Source organism: Enterobacter sp. PI-10, assembly GCF_027947695.1.
Classification (GTDB): domain Bacteria; phylum Pseudomonadota; class Gammaproteobacteria; order Enterobacterales; family Enterobacteriaceae; genus Enterobacter; species Enterobacter vonholyi.
In genome coordinates this window covers 64,790-78,756 of the sequence record NZ_JAJNOG010000005.1, presented here as the reverse complement: position 1 = coordinate 78,756, position 13,967 = coordinate 64,790, and the positions used below count along the sequence as shown (strand labels likewise).

General features: G+C 59.8%; 14 protein-coding genes. 6 read left to right on the top strand and 8 right to left on the bottom strand.

What is annotated here, in order from left to right; genetic code table 11:
* Positions 1 to 53: 53 nt before the first annotated feature.
* From LRM19_RS13125 to ivbL, 6 genes are all read right to left on the bottom strand, one after another.
* Complete coding sequence (locus tag LRM19_RS13125; protein ID WP_115876748.1) at positions 54 to 1,373, bottom strand: MFS transporter; 1,320 nt, start codon at positions 1,371 to 1,373, stop codon at positions 54 to 56.
* Positions 1,366 to 2,871 carry a signal transduction histidine-protein kinase/phosphatase UhpB gene (gene uhpB, locus LRM19_RS13120; protein ID WP_127729034.1) on the bottom strand — a complete coding sequence of 502 codons (1,506 nt, stop codon included), beginning with the start codon at positions 2,869 to 2,871 and terminating at the stop codon, positions 1,366 to 1,368. Before uhpB ends, LRM19_RS13125 begins: the two co-directional genes overlap by 8 nt.
* Complete coding sequence (gene uhpA, locus LRM19_RS13115; RefSeq protein WP_271369076.1) at positions 2,868 to 3,461, bottom strand: transcriptional regulator UhpA; 594 nt, start codon at positions 3,459 to 3,461, stop codon at positions 2,868 to 2,870. The genes uhpB and uhpA overlap by 4 nt, the downstream gene beginning before the upstream one ends.
* Positions 3,462 to 3,538: 77 nt before the next feature.
* A complete protein-coding gene (gene ilvN / locus LRM19_RS13110) occupies positions 3,539 to 3,826 on the bottom strand; it encodes an acetolactate synthase small subunit (RefSeq protein ID WP_008500144.1) in 288 nt (95 codons plus the stop codon).
* A gap of 3 nt (positions 3,827 to 3,829) precedes the next feature.
* The gene (gene ilvB / locus LRM19_RS13105; RefSeq protein WP_115876750.1) at positions 3,830 to 5,518 is read right to left on the bottom strand and encodes an acetolactate synthase large subunit; all 1,689 of its coding nucleotides are present in this window, start codon (positions 5,516 to 5,518) and stop codon (positions 3,830 to 3,832) included.
* A gap of 106 nt (positions 5,519 to 5,624) precedes the next feature.
* Positions 5,625 to 5,723 (bottom strand): ilvB operon leader peptide IvbL, encoded by a 99-nt coding sequence (ivbL, locus tag LRM19_RS13100; protein WP_057979964.1) that lies wholly within the window; start codon positions 5,721 to 5,723, stop codon positions 5,625 to 5,627.
* A gap of 523 nt (positions 5,724 to 6,246) precedes the next feature.
* Here ivbL and tisB point away from each other — a divergent pair.
* The 4 genes from tisB (at position 6,247) to emrD (ending at position 9,103) form a co-directional block, all read left to right on the top strand.
* Positions 6,247 to 6,336 carry a type I toxin-antitoxin system toxin TisB gene (gene tisB, locus LRM19_RS21225; RefSeq protein ID WP_008500146.1) on the top strand — a complete coding sequence of 30 codons (90 nt, stop codon included), beginning with the start codon at positions 6,247 to 6,249 and terminating at the stop codon, positions 6,334 to 6,336.
* A 64-nt stretch (positions 6,337 to 6,400) separates the two neighbouring features.
* Positions 6,401 to 6,847: a GNAT family N-acetyltransferase gene (locus tag LRM19_RS13095; RefSeq protein ID WP_021242692.1), complete on the top strand. Its 447-nt coding sequence runs from the start codon at positions 6,401 to 6,403 to the stop codon at positions 6,845 to 6,847.
* Between the two features lie 62 nt (positions 6,848 to 6,909).
* Positions 6,910 to 7,743, top strand: a complete 834-nt coding sequence (locus LRM19_RS13090) for an EamA family transporter (protein ID WP_127729032.1) — start codon at positions 6,910 to 6,912, stop codon at positions 7,741 to 7,743.
* A gap of 175 nt (positions 7,744 to 7,918) precedes the next feature.
* The gene (emrD, locus tag LRM19_RS13085) at positions 7,919 to 9,103 is read left to right on the top strand and encodes a multidrug efflux MFS transporter EmrD (RefSeq protein WP_248175547.1); all 1,185 of its coding nucleotides are present in this window, start codon (positions 7,919 to 7,921) and stop codon (positions 9,101 to 9,103) included.
* Here emrD and LRM19_RS13080 read toward each other — a convergent pair.
* Positions 9,006 to 10,094: a cellulase family glycosylhydrolase gene (locus LRM19_RS13080; RefSeq protein ID WP_271369073.1), complete on the bottom strand. Its 1,089-nt coding sequence runs from the start codon at positions 10,092 to 10,094 to the stop codon at positions 9,006 to 9,008. The two genes, emrD and LRM19_RS13080, sit on opposite strands and share 98 nt — an antisense overlap.
* Before the next feature lie 84 nt (positions 10,095 to 10,178).
* Positions 10,179 to 11,105: a DNA-binding transcriptional regulator DsdC gene (gene dsdC, locus LRM19_RS13075; RefSeq protein ID WP_271369071.1), complete on the bottom strand. Its 927-nt coding sequence runs from the start codon at positions 11,103 to 11,105 to the stop codon at positions 10,179 to 10,181.
* A gap of 204 nt (positions 11,106 to 11,309) precedes the next feature.
* Here dsdC and dsdX point away from each other — a divergent pair, with 204 nt between their 5' ends.
* Positions 11,310 to 12,647 (top strand): D-serine transporter DsdX, encoded by a 1,338-nt coding sequence (gene dsdX, locus LRM19_RS13070; protein ID WP_271369070.1) that lies wholly within the window; start codon positions 11,310 to 11,312, stop codon positions 12,645 to 12,647.
* Positions 12,648 to 12,664: 17 nt separating this feature from the next.
* Positions 12,665 to 13,951: a D-serine ammonia-lyase gene (gene dsdA / locus LRM19_RS13065; protein WP_271369069.1), complete on the top strand. Its 1,287-nt coding sequence runs from the start codon at positions 12,665 to 12,667 to the stop codon at positions 13,949 to 13,951.
* Positions 13,952 to 13,967 lie beyond the last annotated feature (16 nt).

The window sequence follows — 13,967 nt, the reverse complement described above, 5'->3', positions numbered from 1 at the left end:
AACCGGGAAAATTTCTTAGTTTTACGCCACTCGGGCCAGAAAGGTGAGGCGCATCACGCTTCACCCATCTCGCGCGGGGCCTGCGCGTGCAGGAAAGGCAGCAGCAGCAGGGCGGAAATTCCCGCCGCGATGGCGATCACCGCGAAGAAACCGCTCCAGTGCCAGATATCGATCACCCGCGCCAGCGGCCAGCCGGAGAGCGATGCGCCAAGGTAGGCAAACAGCCCGACAAAGCCCGTCGCCGCGCCTGCCGCCTCTTTGTGGGAACACTCCGCCGCTGCCATGCCGATGAGCATCTGCGGGCCAAAGACGAAGAAGCCGGTGGTAAAAAAGCACGCCGCCTGCATCACGTAGCTGGCGAACGGCATCAGCCACAGCGAGCCGACGGAGAGCAAAATCCCGGCGGCAAAAATCAGGTTCATCGGGCCGCGGTTGCCGTTGAACAGCTTATCCGAACCCCAGCCCGCTACCAGCGCGCCGATAAACCCGCCCAGTTCGAACATCGTCACCGCCGAGTTAGCGGTGACCAGGTCCACGCCGAGCGTCTCGGACATGTACAGATTGCCCCAGTCGTTAATGGCCGCGCGCACCACGTAGACCAGCACGTAGCAGAGCGACAGCAGCCAGATGTACGGGTTTTTCAGCACGTATTTGGTGAGGATCTCCTTACGGGTCAGCCCCGCCCCCTCCTGCTGCTGGGCAATCTCCATTTCGTCGTGCCGCCAGTCGCCCACCGCAGGCAGGCCAACGGTTTGCGGCCTGTCGCGGAGGCGCCAGCAGAGGAACAGCCCGGCGAGAATGGCGAGGCCACCTGCAATCATCATCCCCGCGCGCCAGCCGTAGTGCAGCGCCGCGGCGCCGACCACCATCGGGATCAGCGCCCCGCCGACGTTATGCGCGGTGTTCCAGACGGCCCACCAGCCGCCGCGCTCGTTGCGCGAGTACCACGCCGTGAGCAGGCGGGCGCAGACCGGCGCGCCCCAGCCCTGGAAAAAGGCGTTCAGCGCCCACAGCAGGGCGAAGGCCCAAAGCGATGTGGAGAAACCAAACAGGATGTTCACCACCCCGGTAGCGATCAGCCCAACGCCCATGAAATAGCGGGCGTTAGAGCGGTCGCTAACAATACCGGAGAAGAACTTCGACAGGCCGTAGGTGATGTAAAACAGCGTCGCCAGCAGGCCGATATCGGTGCGCGTCATCACGCCGCTGGCGAGGATCTCCGGCGCGGCGGCGTTGAAGCTTTTGCGAGTGAAGTAGAACAGCGCGTAGCCGAGCCAGATGGTAATCAGAATATGACGTCGCCAGTAGCTGTAGCGGGCATCAATTTCCGCTTTGTTGCTTAATGGGGCTGCGCTGGCTGGGGTTTTAAACATGATGCGTCCTTAACGGCAAACTGACGCTGACGCGCGTCCCGTGGGTACAGGAAAGGTTCAGCGTGCCGCCCAGCGCCTTGACGCGCTCGCGCATGCCCGCCAGGCCAAAGCCCTGTTGGCCGGAGCCCGGCGGCAGGCCGCAGCCGTCGTCTTCAATCACCAGCATCAGGCGCTCGTCCTGCTGCCAGCCCTGTATCGTGACCGCGCTGGCACTGGCGTGTTTGACGATATTGTTCAGCCCCTCCTGACAGACGCGGAACAGCGTCACGCGCTGGCCTTCGCTCAGGGCAGATTCGTTAATTCGCCAGTCGAGATGGCTGACAATGCCGCGGCTTTCCAGCTCCATCTCGCGCATCAGGGAGCGTACCGCCTGCTCCAGCGACAGGTCGTCAAGCTGGCGCGGGCGCAGCCTGCCGAGCAGGCGTCGCACCGAGTCATATACGCCAAGTGAAAGCTGCTCGATATGCGCCCCGCCCTGCTTCACGCCCGCATTTTCCGCCGCAAGACGCTGGACAATGCCCGCCTGGGTGCGGATGGCGGTGATCGTCTGGCCGATATCATCGTGCAGCTCGCGGGCCACCTCCTGCCGCACGCTCTCTTCCGTCTCCAGCAGGCGTTCAGCCAGACGGCGATTGCGCGCCAGCTCGGTCTGCAGGGACTGGTTCAGCTCGCGCAGGCGCTGAATGCCCGCGCCGAGCAGCAGCCCGGTCAGGCTCTGGGCCAGCAGCGAGAGCAGCAAATCCACCGGATGGTCGTGCCAGGTCTGGCTGGCGATCAGCGCGATGGCGTTCATCAGGGTGGCGATCAGCGCCCCCTGCCAGCCATAGTGCCAGGCCAGAGCAATAATCGGCAGCGCAAGGCAAAACGGCGTGAAGCGTGAAAGCTCGGCGGGCAAACCCAGCTGAAGCCAGAGGCTCACCACGAACAGCAGCAGATACCAGATGAGATGCCGGGCGCGCCAGTTCACCGGTTGGGAAACCAGCCCCGGGCCGAGCGGCTGCCAGACGGTGCTGGTGAGGTAGTGCCAGATCACGAGGCAGGTGGGTGCCAGCGTCAGGCCACCGGTGAGGGTCAGCAGCAGAGCGTTGAGCATCTCCTTGTCGCCAACCCACGGCAGGGACTGCAGCAGTGCGGCGGCAATCAGCGCCGCCCCCTGCCGCAGCAGGGTGCGCCAGTCGCGCTGGTGACGATAGCGGGAAATGAGGGCAACAGGGAGAAGCGTGAGCAGGCTTCCGGTCATCAATAAGGGAAGATGCGCGAGGGCAACCTCCTGAGCCAGCCAGACCAGCATCAGCCACTCTGCCCCGAGCAAAACGGGCCAGTAGCCGCGCGGGCATTGCAGCATCAGCCCCAGACGCAGGCCGAATGGAAACAGCAGCACCGCCAGCTCCGGGCGCTCCACCAGATGCAGGCTGATGCTCCACAGGCAGAACCACGCGGCAGAGAAGATAAAAAAGCTGGCAACGACGGCGATCAGCCGTGAAAAAGCGGAACTCATTGCCAGCTGTCGAACATGCGGCGCGCCAGCTCGACGTCGTTACTGACGTTGAGTTTTTCCAGCAGGTTGGCGCGATGGACATGCACGGTTTTTGGCGACAAATCCAGCTCAGCCGCAATCTCTTTCACCGACATCCCCTGCGCGAGCTTCTCAGCCACCTGACGCTCGCGTCTGGTGAGCGGATCCTGCCTGCCGGCCGCCAGCTTGATGGCGATCTCCGGCGTCAGGTAGCAGCCGCCGGTGGAGACGGTGCGCACGGCGGCAATCAGCTCGTCCGGGCTACAGCGTTTGGAAAGGAAGCCGCGCGCGCCCGCGTTAAGCGCCTGCTCGACCAGCGCCGGGCTATCGTGAACCGACAGCATGATCGTCGCCATCCCTTTTGGCAGCTGGCTTAACAGCTCCAGCCCGGAGAGATCCGGCATCGAGATATCGCAGATACAGACCTGCACCCCGCGTCCCGGCAGGCCCGCCAGCGCCTCGCGACCAGAGCCAAACTCGGCCACCACCTGAAAATCCGGTTCGAGGTTCAGAAGCTGGGCAAATCCAGAGCGGACGATAAGGTGGTCGTCGATAAGGGCGATGGTGGTCATGGCGCGTTCCTGGCGGGCGGATAAAAAAACGCGCCTACCTTAACGATAAGCGCGCGGGTGTTCAAGCAATGAGCGATCTATTCGAAAAACACCGCAATTTTGTTAAACATGGTGGGATCGGACTGGTTGCGCGCCACGTTGGTGACGTCCTCCAGCTTGTCAATCTGCGCCATCATCTGCTCCAGACGCTGGTCATCGTTCACCAGGAGCCAGATGCGGCTGTGCTCGCTGCCCTGAATCGGCAGACAGAGAATGCCTTCCACGTTAAACGCGCGGCGGGCAAACAGCCCGCAGACGTGAGTCATGACGCCGGGATGGTTGCGGACGGTGAGTTCCAGAATGACGTTATCATGTTGTTTCTGCATGGCTTATTCTCCCACCATCTCAGTATTTGCCGCACCCGGCGGCACCATCGGATACACTTTTTGTTCAGGGTCGATACGGACGTGGATCAGCGCCGGGCCCGGACGAGAAATCGCCGCCTGCAGCGCCGCATGGGCATCCTCTTCCGCGTTCAGATCGCAGGTGTGCAGGCCAAAGCCGGCAGCAATCTGCATAAAGTTAATCATCCCCGGATAGGTCGCCGCAAACACGCCCTGCTTGTAGAACAGGCTCTGCTGCTGGTGCACCAGCCCCAGCGCCTCGTTGTTCATCAGGATGATTTTCACGTCTAACTGGTTTTCGGCCGCGGTCGCCATTTCCTGAATGTTCATCATCAGGCTGCCGTCACCGGAGAAGCAGATGACCTTGCGGTCCGGGTTGGCGAGCGCTGCACCGACCGCCGCAGGCAGGCCGAAGCCCATGGTTCCCAGACCGCCGGAGGTCAGCCACTGGCGCGGACGGTTCAGCGGGTAGGCCTGCGCGGTCCACATCTGATGCTGGCCGACGTCGGTGGTGATAATCGCGCTGTCGTCCACGCAGGCGGCCACGGCGTTGATAAGACCATAGTGGCTCAGCGGGTCGCCTTCGGTTGGGATGGCACCCGGGAACTCGCGCTGCAGATCGGCCACCAGCTGACGCCAGTCGGCGCGGTCGGTTGCGTCGGTTTGCGGGATCAGCTGCGTCAGTACTTCCGCCACATCTCCCTGAATCGCCACGTGCGGCTGCTTGATTTTGCCGAGCTCGGCGCGATCGATATCCACGTGAATGATTTTCGCATTCGGGCAGAACTGCTCGGTTTTGCCAATCGCCCGGTCATCAAAACGCGCGCCCATAACAATCAATAAATCCGCCTCCTGCAGGATGTAGTTGGTGCTGCGCGCGCCGTGCATCCCCAGCATCCCCAGGGACAGCGGGTGCGCTTTTGGCAGCATGCCGAGCGCCATCAGGGTCATGGTAGTCGGCAGGTTGGCTTTTTCTGCAAACTCGCGGATTTCATCTGCGGCGTTAATCGCCCCGCCACCCAGATAGAGCACCGGGCGTTTGGCGGCGTTAATCATGGCGGCAGCGTCGCGCACGCTCTCAGCGCTGAATTCCGGCGCGGGGGCTCGCTCACCCGGCTCCGGCAGAACGTCGATCTCAATTTCTGCGGTCTGGACATCCTTAGGAATGTCTATCCACACCGGGCCCGGGCGGCCGGACTGCGCAATGCGGAACGCATCGCTGATAACCTGAGGAAGCTCGCTGATATCGCGAACTAAATAGTTATGTTTGGTGATGGGGATAGAGATGCCGTAGGTATCCACTTCCTGGAACGCATCGGTGCCGATCATCGAGGACGGCACCTGGCCGGTGATGCAGATCAGCGGAATGGAGTCGAGGCGCGCGTCGGCGATGGCGGTCACCAGGTTGGTTGCGCCCGGCCCGCTGCAGGCCATACAGACCGCCGGTTTACCCTGGGTACGCGCCATGCCCTGAGCGATAAAGCCTGCCCCCTGCTCGTGACGCGCCAGCACGTGGCGGATCTGCGTGCTTTGGCTTAACGCATCGTACAGCGGCAGCACCGTGCCGCCGGGGATGCCCGCAACCGTGGTGATGCCCTGTCGCTCCAGCAGATGAACGATCAGCTGCGCGCCGGTAAAACGCGTCTTGGTGGATGTTGTGCCCGAACTTGCCATGCTCCAGTCCTTTTCTTCTGGGCCGACTTTCCGGGGAGGGTCCTAAACGAAAAACCCCGCCCGGTTTGCGCCGGCGGGGTTTTGGATTCGTGTGTTGATCCAGTCCCTACGGCGCATTGCCGACGACCACCACCACACGCACGACGACCACTGCGGCTGGTTGCGCAGTTTTTAGTAGGGTCGAAGTGAAGATGGATGAAGTCATTGGGGACCTGTGTTTGGATTCATTGATTGAATTTATACAAACACAGGTTTTCGGGCGTGACAATGGAAAAATTTTCATCTGCGCAAAAATGCGTCAGGGATCACGTTTCGTTTGTTGGGTGATGAAAACAAAAAACCCCGCCTAAGCGAGGTTTTTATCAGGGTTTTGCGGTTGGTCGCCGCAGAACACACTGTGTTACGTCAACGCAAAAAAGTATACGCGATCGAAGACGAACGCGCAATTGAGGCACGGATTTTGACGTTTTTGAGTATGGATCGCCATCCAGATTTTGTCCACAAAATACTGTTCATACGTACAGTATTTATCTATACTGAGGGTGTTCGCAGTGAGCGAGGGGGCCGCAGTTCTACCGGCGCAACGAAGTCCTGGCTGAAACGGGTGGTGCCGTCAGTGCCTTAACCCTCTGAAGTGAGCACACTGTGTTACGTCAATCCAGGTGCTGGCAACAGGCGGCGGAAAGGTACGCCAGCATCGTGCTCCTTTTAACCAAAAGGAGACGCGTATGAGCGTAGTGGATATGGTGATACTTATCCTCAAACTCATTGTTGCTGTACTGCAACTGCTTGATGCTGTCCTGAAATTCGTTCGGTAATTCAGCTTCAAGTCGCACCTGAGAGGGGCGGGCAACCGCCCCTCTTTAATAACGAGGGAATGCTATGTCGCGTCTGTTAATTGAGCCTGTCACGCCAGACGAGCCGGGGTATATCGCCCTGAAGGCGGAAAGTATTGCACTGAATTTCAATATGCTGCGCAGGCTCGAAGAGAGCTGGCAGCGGGGTGAGAACCGCTTTAACGCGCCGGGCGAAAAGCTGTTAGGCGCGTTTCTCAACGGCAAGCTGGTCGGCGTGTGCGGTCTGAATCGCGATCCGTTCAGCCAGCAGCCGCGCGCCGGACGTATTCGCCATCTCTACGTCAGCGAAAAGTGCCGCGGGCTGGGAATTGGCAAGCAGCTTTTGACCGTGGTGATGGCCGATGCCAGCATCTGGTTTGATTTCCTCAATACCCATGCGCCGGACGCTGCCTACGGGTTTTATCGCCAGGCAGGATTTACGCTGGTCTCGGACGAACCGCGGGTGACGCACCGCCTTTTTTGTGCGGTGTAAGCGGCTGGCAGCTTCAGGACGTGAATGTTACAGTTGAGTGACAATTCATCACCCGATACGCCATGACCATCACCGTATTCTGCATTTTGCTCTTCGCCGCGCTGCTGCATGCCAGCTGGAACGCCATCGTTAAGGCCGGAACGGACAAGCTCTATTCCGCAATAAGCGTCAGCGGATCCGCCACGGTTATCGCTCTGGTCTTACTGCCGTTTTCCCCACAACCTTCAGCAGAAAGCTGGCCGTTTTTGATTGTCTCCTGCGCCCTACAGGTGGTGTACACCGTGCTGGTTGCGAAGACCTATCAGGTCTCCGATATGAGCCAGACCTACCCGCTGATGCGCGGCACCGCCCCGCTGCTGGTGGCGCTGATCAGCGTGCTGGCGCTCGGCGATCGTCTCTCCTGGCTCGCCTGGTCCGGCATCGGGGTAATTTGCCTGTCGATTCTGGCGATGGCGATGAACGGGCGCATGCAGTCACGCAAAGGGATCTGGCTGGCGCTGCTGAATGCCTGCTTTATTGCCGGGTATACGCTGGTGGACGGCACCGGCGTGCGGCTGTCGGACACCGCGCTGGGCTATACGCTATGGACCTTCTTTATGAACGGCTTCTGCCTGCTCGGCTGGGCGATGGTGGCGCGTCGGCGCGAGGCGTCCGGCTACCTGCGCCTGCACTGGAAAAAGGGGCTGCTCGGCGGGGTTGGCACCATGGGCTCTTACGGTCTGGCGCTGTGGGCAATGACGCAGGCGCCGCTGGCGGTAGTCGCGGCGCTGCGTGAAACCTCCATACTCTTTGGCGCGCTGATCGCTTTTATCCTTTTAAAAGAGAAGGTTGCGGGCCTGCGCATCGCGGCGGCACTGGGTATCGCCGGCGGCGCCATTCTGCTGCGCCTGGCGTAAATCACTGGCAACATTAGTTGCCGTTATTGTTTACAAATCCTGCCTTTCACGTTTTTTTCATTCACCACGACAATGCTTAATTTGCCATCTCTCTGTGGTAGATTCCTCGCGCATTTATGGGAATGCGCAGTTACTTATTCTACATTTTTCTCTTTTGGCAAAAGTATTCAGCGACATGAAAAAACAAAGGAACGTTAACTTATTGTTGATGCTGGTGTTACTGGTGGCCGTCGGTCAGATGGCGCAAACCATCTACATTCCGGCGATTGCCGACATGGCAAAGGAATTAAACGTCCGCGAGGGCGCAGTACAAAGCGTGATGGCAGCCTACCTGCTGACCTATGGCGTTTCGCAGCTGTTCTATGGACCGCTCTCCGACCGTATCGGACGCCGTCCGGTGATTTTAGTCGGTATGTGCATTTTCATGGTGGCGACCGTGATTGCGATGACCACCCACAGCCTGACCGTATTGATTGCCGCCAGCGCCCTGCAGGGCGTCGGGACCGGCGTCGGCGGGGTAATGGCGCGAACCCTACCGCGCGATATGTATCAGGGCACTCAGCTTCGTCATGCCAACAGCCTGTTGAATATGGGGATTCTGGTGAGCCCACTGCTGGCCCCGCTGATTGGCGGCCTGCTGGACACTATGTGGTCCTGGCGCGCCTGCTACGCCTTCCTGCTGGTGCTCTGCATGATTGTCACCTTCAGCATGGCGCGCTGGATGCCGGAAACGCGGCCGCAGGACGCGCCGCGCACGAAGCTTATCGCCAGCTATAAAACGCTGTTCGGCAACGGCGCGTTCACCTGCTACCTGCTGATGCTGATCGGCGGCCTGGCGGGCATCGCGGTGTTTGAAGCCTGCTCCGGCGTGCTGCTGGGCGCGGGGCTGGGCCTGAGCAGCATGGTAGTGAGCATTCTGTTTATTCTGCCAATCCCGGCGGCGTTCTTCGGCGCGTGGTTTGCCGGGCGTCAGAACAAGCGCTTCTCCACCCTGATGTGGCAGTCGGTGATCAGCTGCCTGCTGGCGGGTCTGATGATGTGGATCCCGGGGCTGTTTGGCGTGATGACCGTCTGGACGCTGCTCATCCCGGCAGCGCTGTTCTTCTTCGGCGCGGGGATGCTGTTCCCGCTCGCCACCAGCGGCGCGATGGAGCCGTTCCCGTTCCTCGCAGGCACGGCGGGCGCGCTGGTGGGCGGTTTGCAGAACATTGGTTCCGGCGCGCTGGCCTGGCTGTCGGCGATGATGCCGCAGACCGGGCAGTCTAGTTTGGGGTTGCTGATGACGCTGATGGGGCTGCTGATTTTACTGTGCTGGCTGCCGCTGGCGTCGCGCGTTCCGCATCACGAGCAGCCGGTTTAAGCGCATGATGGCCCGGCTTCTCGCCGGGCTTTTCACAGGCAGGGGTTATCATCGCCTGCAGTAAGGGCTCTGGCGCTGGCCGCCAGGCCCCCTCTTCCCCGTCGTAAAACTGGAAATCCGCGTTAAGCGCATACGGGATTTTCGCTTTTTGCAGTTCGCAGGCCATAAAGGTGGCGAAGGCCATTTGCGAAGCGGTTGGCGTGAGGTGGTTTGACTCCCCCACGCCCCAGCCCCCGACCCAGCTAACGTGCCCGGTTTTTTGCTGCCAGCGCAGCGCGGTATTGATGCGATTATGGATAGCCGCTTTCTCCGCCGCCGTGCCGGACGTCCACGGGTATTTACCACCATTTTTCAGCGGCCCCCACGGGAAAATATGCCACTCCGCCAGCAGGTAGTTTTGACTATGCGCAGGCAGCTTCAGGCTGGATAAATCCTCCGGTGCGGCACGCAGGCGCGGCGCAATAAAGATCATGCGCTGGGGGTCGATGTCGTGGATCGCTTTAATAGATTTTTCATACACGCGGTTTAGCGACGCCAGGCTGTGGTTAAGCTTGTCGGCCGGCTCATAGATGAGATCAAAACCCAGCTGCGGATAGCTTTGGCCGAAATAGTGTGCCACGGCAATCCACCAGTTGACCGTCTCTTTCTCGTTATCGGCTTTCGGGTCGTTTTTATATTCATCAGCCTGATAAGCAATTATCGGGATCACGCCATACTGCTCGCAGGCTTCTACCAGCTTGCGCAGGTGAATTAACCGCGCTTCCGTCGGCTCATCGGCCACGCGGATGCGCACGTGGGTAATGCCTTTTGCACGAAAATCGCGAACCACCAGCGGGTCGAATTCACGTATGCCGCGCTCGGTGCGCGCCCAGTCCACATCCATCCCGACGCCCAGCTGCTGCGCATAACGGGCAGCCGTCAGCGGCGGCTCAGCGGCCATCGCCCAGCCGGAAGAGATCAGTAATGCACAGGCAATAAAAGGCTTTAACACGGTTTACCCTGGATAAATCGAAAGCATTACCTGTATTTAGCACGCTTTTTCACATTTGGTGTAGAGCGAAAGCGTAATAATTCTTCAACCTGCCAGTTCTTTCAGCCAGCCGATAAAGGCGTCTATTTTCGGCCACTGCCGGCCAGAAAGCGTCGAAATATAGTAGTGCTGATGACATTTCAGGGTCTTGTCACCAAACGGAGCGATCAGCTCGCCCCGTTCAAGCCGTTTTTGCACCAGCCGCTTTCTGCCCATCGCGACGCCGACGTGATTAATGGCCGCAATGATCGCCAAATCGGAACGATCGAAACCAATTCCCGATGATGGCGGCATATTCACCGCAAAGTGCTGCGCCCAGCTCAGCCACTCATCCGTACCGGAATCATTACTCCAGGCCTGACGGTCATGCAGCAGCGTGCAGTGGCTGAGGTTATCGGGGTTTTTCAACAGCTCATGCTCGCGGGCATACTGCGGCGAGCAGACGGGCAAAATCTCCTCGTCCATCAGGAAGTGATGAGACAGATGGTTTGGCGGCGTATCGTCGAAATAGAGCGCCAGATCGACACCCGTTCGCTGCATATTGACGTAATCATTACCGGTCAGGACGGTGAGCGATATTGACGGATAGCGGCGGGTAAAGTCGCCCAGCATGGGTACCAGCCAGCACTGGGCGATCGACGGCCGGGAGTAGACCGTCAGCGTGCCGGACAGCGCCTGGTTTTTGATGTCCAGGATCTCCTGATTCAGGGTGTCGAGGGACGATTTTAGCGTCCAGTAAACGCGCTTTCCCTCCTGCGTCAGCTCGACTTTACGGTGCGAACGGACAAACAGCTGAATACCCAGCTCCTCTTCCAGCAGATTAATGCGGTGGCTCACCGCGCTGGGGCTAAGCGACAGTTCCTCCGCCGCCAGCGCGAAGGATTCATGCCGGGCCGCCACTTCAAAGGTGTACATTTTCGACAGTTGCCAGCCGTTGAGCAGCCGGTTTCTGGCTTCATTTGCATCGGTCATCACAATTCTCACGCGTGGTTTCTGCGCTCAGCATACTGTTTAAGGGTGAATTTATGTGAACCTAATGCGGATTAAGTGCGTTTTTTAGAGCGCAGTCACTCAGTTGATTCAATCTGGCTCACCTGAACGCCAATTTATATCGTTTGTCAGCCCACGCCGCTTTTTCGTCCAATACCCCCAGATGACATAAGGGTGAGGTGAGATATGGGATCTCAGGTCTGGGTTGTGGCAACGCTGCTGGTCAGCATTGTGTTGATTGTTTTAACCATCGTAAAACTGAAGTTTCACCCGTTCCTCGCGCTGCTGCTGGCGAGCTTTTTCGTCGGCGCAATGATGGGAATGAGCCCGCTGGATATGGTAAACGCCATCGAGAGCGGGATTGGCGGCACGCTGGGCTTCCTGGCGGCGGTTATCGGCCTTGGAACCATTCTCGGCAAGATGATGGAGGTTTCCGGCGCGGCAGAGCGCATCGGGATCGCCCTGCAGCGCTGTCGCTGGCTGTCAGCAGACGTGATTATGGTGCTGGTCGGCCTGATCTGCGGCATTACGCTGTTCGTGGAAGTGGGCGTGGTCCTGCTGATCCCGCTGGCGTTTTCCATCGCCAAAAAGACCCACACGTCGCTGCTTAAGCTGGCCATTCCGCTCTGTACCGCGCTGATGGCGGTGCACTGCGTGGTGCCGCCGCATCCGGCTGCGCTGTTTGTGACCAATAAATTAGGGGCGGACATCGGGACGGTGATCGTCTACGGCCTGCTGGTGGGCCTGATGGCCTCTCTGGTCGGCGGCCCGCTGTTCCTGAAACTGCTCGGCAACCGTCTGCCGTTTAAACCGGTTCCGGCGGAATTTTCAGACCTGAAGGTGCGGGAAGAGCACACCCTGCCGTCGCTGAGCGCCACGCTGTTCACGGTGCTGCTGCCGATTGCCCTGATGCTGGTGAAAACCATTGCCGAGCTGAATATGGCAAAAGAAGGCACGCTGTATACGCTGCTGGAGTTTATCGGCAACCCGATCACCGCGATGTTTATCGCCGTGTTTGTCGCCTACTACCTGCTGGGCATCCGCCAGCATATGGGCATGGGCACGATGCTGACGCATACCGAGCACGGCTTCGGCTCTATCGCCAACATTTTGCTGATTATCGGCGCGGGCGGCGCGTTTAACGCCATCCTGAAAACCAGCGGACTGGCGGACTCGCTGGCGCATATTCTCTCGAACCTGCACATGCACCCTATCCTGCTTGCCTGGCTGGTGGCGCTGGTGCTGCATGCCGCCGTAGGCTCCGCGACGGTGGCGATGATGGGCGCCACGGCGATAGTCGCGCCGATGCTGCCGCTGTACCCGAATGTGAGCCCGGAGATCATCACCATTGCCATCGGTTCCGGCGCCATTGGCTGCACAATCGTAACCGATTCCCTCTTCTGGCTGGTGAAGCAATACTGCGGCGCGACCCTGAATGAGACCTTCAAATACTATACGACGGCGACGTTTATCGCCTCGGTGCTTGCACTTGGCGGCACATTCCTGCTTTCTTTCATTATCTGAGCGCGAAGAGACGTATTATGGAAAACGCAACTATCACTACTTTAACCGCACGGTTTCCTCTGGTTGAGGATCTGATTGCCCTGAAAGAAACCACCTGGCTTAACCCGCGCACCACGACGCTGGCTGAAGGGCTGCCCTATGTCGGGCTGACCAAAGCCGACGTGGACGACGCCCACGCTCGCCTGAAACGCTTCGCGCCTTATCTGGTGAAAGCCTTCCCGGAGACGGCGGCAACGGGCGGGATTATTGAATCCGAACTGGTCGCGATTCCGGCAATGCAGGCGCGGCTGGAGAAAGAGTCCGGCAAGGCCATTCCCGGCACCCTGCTGCTGAAAAAAGACAGCCATTTGCCGATCTCCGGCTCGATTAAAGCGCGCGGCGGTATCTATGAGGTGCTGACCCACGCGGAAAAACTGGCGCTGGAAGCCGGGTTGCTGAGCGTTGAAGACGACTACAGCGTTCTGCTGGAGCCGCGCTTTAAGGACTTCTTCAGCCAGTACAGCATCGCCGTGGGCTCAACCGGCAACCTGGGTATGTCCATCGGCATTATGAGCGCCCGCATCGGCTTTAAGGTGACGGTGCATATGTCCGCCGACGCCCGCGAGTGGAAGAAAGCCAAACTGCGCAGCCACGGCGTGATCGTCGTGGAATACGAGCAGGATTACGGCGTGGCGGTGGAGCAGGGACGCAAAGCGGCGGAAAGCGATCCTAACTGTTTCTTCATTGACGATGAAAACTCCCGCACCCTGTTCCTGGGCTATGCGGTGGCGGGCGAGCGGCTGAAGGCGCAGTTTGCCGCACAGGGCCGCGTGGTGGATGCGGAGCATCCGCTATACGTCTACCTGCCGTGCGGCGTCGGCGGCGGCCCCGGCGGCGTGGCGTTTGGCCTGAAGCTGGCCTTTGGCGACAACGTCCACTGCTTCTTCGCGGAGCCCACGCACTCCCCGTGCATGCTGCTGGGGGTTTACACCGGCCTGCACGACGAGATTGCCGTACAGGACCTGGGCATTGATAACGTGACGGCGGCGGACGGGCTGGCGGTAGGGCGCGCGTCTGGCTTCGTGGGTCGCGCGATGGAGCGCCTGCTCGACGGGTTCTATACGCTTTCCGATCAGAGCATGTACGACATGCTCGGCTGGCTGGCGCAGGAGGAAGGCATTCGTCTGGAACCGTCGGCGCTGGCGGGGATGGCCGGGCCGGTGCGCGTCAGTGCCGGTGCGAACGTTACCCACGTTGTGTGGGCGACCGGCGGCGGGATGGTGCCGGAAGACGAGATGGCGAAGTATTTAGCAAAAGGCCGCTAATCGTAGGCCCGGTAAG

Coding starts and splice junctions, on each gene's coding strand:
- dsdX (WP_271369070.1), top strand. CDS start 11,310: ATGGGATCTCAGGTCTGGGTTGTGGCAACGCTGCTGGTCAGCATTGTG.
- LRM19_RS13125 (WP_115876748.1), bottom strand. CDS start 1,373: ATGTTTAAAACCCCAGCCAGCGCAGCCCCATTAAGCAACAAAGCGGAA.
- emrD (WP_248175547.1), top strand. CDS start 7,919: ATGAAAAAACAAAGGAACGTTAACTTATTGTTGATGCTGGTGTTACTG.
- dsdA (WP_271369069.1), top strand. CDS start 12,665: ATGGAAAACGCAACTATCACTACTTTAACCGCACGGTTTCCTCTGGTT.
- tisB (WP_008500146.1), top strand. CDS start 6,247: ATGAGCGTAGTGGATATGGTGATACTTATCCTCAAACTCATTGTTGCT.
- ivbL (WP_057979964.1), bottom strand. CDS start 5,723: ATGACTTCATCCATCTTCACTTCGACCCTACTAAAAACTGCGCAACCA.
- ilvB (WP_115876750.1), bottom strand. CDS start 5,518: ATGGCAAGTTCGGGCACAACATCCACCAAGACGCGTTTTACCGGCGCG.
- LRM19_RS13090 (WP_127729032.1), top strand. CDS start 6,910: ATGACCATCACCGTATTCTGCATTTTGCTCTTCGCCGCGCTGCTGCAT.
- uhpA (WP_271369076.1), bottom strand. CDS start 3,461: ATGACCACCATCGCCCTTATCGACGACCACCTTATCGTCCGCTCTGGA.
- dsdC (WP_271369071.1), bottom strand. CDS start 11,105: ATGACCGATGCAAATGAAGCCAGAAACCGGCTGCTCAACGGCTGGCAA.
- uhpB (WP_127729034.1), bottom strand. CDS start 2,871: ATGAGTTCCGCTTTTTCACGGCTGATCGCCGTCGTTGCCAGCTTTTTT.
- LRM19_RS13095 (WP_021242692.1), top strand. CDS start 6,401: ATGTCGCGTCTGTTAATTGAGCCTGTCACGCCAGACGAGCCGGGGTAT.
- ilvN (WP_008500144.1), bottom strand. CDS start 3,826: ATGCAGAAACAACATGATAACGTCATTCTGGAACTCACCGTCCGCAAC.